Raw genomic sequence first — 2,926 nt, forward strand, 5'->3', positions numbered from 1 at the left:
AATAATACTTGCCCCAAATGACGACGCCATGCTGGATCAAGACCGTTAGTTGGCTCATCCAAAATTAAAATTGTTGGTTCTAGGGCTAAAATTGAGGCTAGGGCGGCTAGGCGTCTTTGTCCACCAGAAAGTTCGTGGGCGGAACGATTGGCGTAGGCTTCTAGACCAAAATCAGCTAATAACTGCCTAGCGCGATCGCTAGCCTCTGCTGCTGACATCCCATAGTTACGTGGCCCAAAGGTAATATCTTCCAAGATGGTAGGCATAAATAGTTGGTCGTTGGCATCTTGGAAGCTAAAGCCAATTTGACGACGCACTTGGGGTAAAGTTTGCGGTTCTACGGGGATGCCATTAATGGTAATTGTTCCTGTTTGCGGTTGTTTTAAGCCGATTAAGTTCTCCAACAAGGTGCTTTTTCCAGAACCTGTTGCTCCCATCAATGCAACGCGATCGCCTTTGTTCAAGGTAAAAGATATTTCCTGTAATACTGGCTCCTGGCGAGAATATGCATACACCAGGTTCTCAACCTCGACTACAGCGGCATGGGGATTATGGGTTGATAATTGGGGATTAGAAGTTAATGATTTCAAAATTTACAAACTCAATATGTAAGGGAGTAGAGAGGCGATTAATCGCGTCTTAGTTAGAGACACGATTAGTCGCGTCTCTAGTAGGCAGTGGGTTAAATTTTGTAAGAAGTTAGAGTTACACTAGCAGCGATCGCCCAACTTAGTAATACGGCAAAACGTTCTTTTGGTCTAAGGGTAGAATCTATGGGTAATTGTCCGTTGTAACCACGAGCTACCATTGCCGCATAGACTCGCTCTGCTCGATCTAGACTACGGAGATACAAAGCTCCAATCATGGCTGCACTGGCATAGCGCAACCATCCTGTAGTTCCATTTAAACCGCGTAATTGGGCACTGCGCCGCATTCGCGTTACTTCTGAGAGCAAAATTTCCATATATTGCCCAGCTAACAACAAGTTTTCCTTTAAAGGTGCTGGTACTGGTAATGTTTTTAGGGCAATGCCGAAACTGTGGGGCGGTAAGGTTAACAAAAAACTATTCATCGTCACCAGACAAACTAGCGAACGAACTAGCAAAAAAGTGGCTCGTTCCCATCCCTGGGGCAATGCTAGCAATGACAAAAAAATCAATTCTGTGCCGAGTAATCCTCCCAATTGGCGAATTGGTGCGCGCAAGAAGCAAGCCCATAAAATTGCGATCGCGCCATATACACTTAGTCCATACCAGGCAGAATGCTTTAATAAAGCTGCCCCCACCACGATCGCTAGAGACAGTTGTAAGCGTAGCGGTAAGGAAAGTTTAAGCATTCTTCGGTTTCACTACCTTGGCAATTCCAAAGGCAACAGCAAAGCAAACCGCAGCTCCCACCAGTCCAGCGATACTAGTGCCAATTGGCCCCAAACCCTCAATTCCATAGTCAGCTAAGGGAGTCGGCACAATTATCCGTATTTTCTCAGCTAAGTCGATAAAGCCCGTATTTTCGGCAACTTTCTCCAAACCATCGGGCCATGCTGAGGCAAAGAGTGACAGCACCCCTGCAATCAAGAAAATGGTGACAATAGGCACTGACCAGCCACGAAACTCTTGCTGTTCGCCTGGTAATAAATCTGGTCGAGCGGTGGCCAGATAAGTCAGCACACCCCCGGTTATCAGCCCTTCGCCAATACCGATCAAAATATGCACACCAGTCATGGCTGGTAAAACTATTGCTACGGGTGCAGTTCCAGAGAGGGCTAATTCAATGGCACAAGCGATCGCAGCTACCACTACACTTACACCCCCCGCTATACCAGCAGCCAAAGGTAAGCGCCCTTTAGATCCGCCAAACAACCGTTGCAAGGTTTCGGTTAAAACCCAGCCTACCCAAACACCAATCACTCCCATATTCAAAATATTTGCTCCCAAGGCAGTAATACCACCATCGGCAAATAACACAGCTTGAATAATTAAAACTGTGGCGATACACAACGTTCCTGCCCAAGGACTGCCCAAAACGATCGCAGCTAAGGTTCCCCCTAACAAGTGACCACTAGTACCTCCTGCTACAGGAAAATTGATCATCTGGGCAGCAAAAATGAAGGCGGTGGTTAGTCCCAATATCGGGGCACGACGAATACCAAAAGCCTCTTGCGATCGCCCGAAGGCAACAAACAGCGCTGCCGCACTCGCTAAACCAGTAGCCCCGGCCACCGGAATAGAAACAAATCCATCAGGAATATGCATGATCTACCCTGTATTTTTAGAGGTTCATTTACTCAAAACAAGCAATAAAACTACGCCATCATTTTAATAACAAACAAAATTTTTCTCTTTTTTGCAATCCCCTACTGGGGGATTTTATAATGTTACTTTTGACATATTTTCAATCGAGTGTCTCCTAAATAGTATACTTATTTAGTAGCATATTAATTTTTGTTAAGCTTATTTTTTATATTGTTAAACGTTAACAAAATGAGACTGTACTTATCTAGTCTCATTTTGTTCATCAAATTACCCCTAAAAAGAGATAATAAAGAAACTTTAACTACCTCTTACCTTATGGAGTAGTTCAATTCTTCAAAAATCAAATAGGAATTTATAGCTGCTTTTACAGTTAAGAAATAGCTATAACTATTTCTCAAAAAAAGTTTTGATTTTTCTTTGTTTGGTAGTGTTTAATTAATCCTTTATTGCATCAACAAATAAGTTTTTACGGGTTTAACAAGCTTATGTAATCAGCATTTGCACTTTATTCTTACTTTGCTGTAAAAACAATAATGTATAAGCAAATTAACAAAATTTCCGATACTCCATACTAAATTAATATTCCCTGTAGTATCATTAAAAAATTCTAAAGATATGCTGAATAAACTGTATATTTGCTGACTTAGTTTACTTAAAAGTACAGGATATTTTGC

Annotated in this window: 3 protein-coding genes; all 3 read right to left on the bottom strand. The window is 42.4% G+C overall.

The window, feature by feature from the left end; all coding sequences use genetic code 11:
• Positions 1–590, bottom strand: a 590-nt coding sequence (locus tag IQ229_RS21795) for an energy-coupling factor ABC transporter ATP-binding protein (protein WP_194047317.1), incomplete at its 3' end; no start/stop codon positions are given.
• 92 nt (positions 591–682) lie between these two features.
• Positions 683–1,336, bottom strand: a complete 654-nt coding sequence (locus IQ229_RS21800) for an energy-coupling factor transporter transmembrane component T family protein (RefSeq protein ID WP_194047319.1) — start codon at positions 1,334–1,336, stop codon at positions 683–685.
• On the bottom strand, positions 1,329–2,252 hold the full coding sequence (locus tag IQ229_RS21805) for an energy-coupling factor ABC transporter permease (protein WP_194047321.1): 924 nt from the start codon (positions 2,250–2,252) through the stop codon (positions 1,329–1,331). Before IQ229_RS21805 ends, IQ229_RS21800 begins: the two co-directional genes overlap by 8 nt.
• Positions 2,253–2,926 lie beyond the last annotated feature (674 nt).

The sequence above is a fragment of the Nostoc cf. edaphicum LEGE 07299 genome (assembly GCF_015207245.1).
Lineage (GTDB): Bacteria > Cyanobacteriota > Cyanobacteriia > Cyanobacteriales > Nostocaceae > Nostoc > Nostoc edaphicum_B.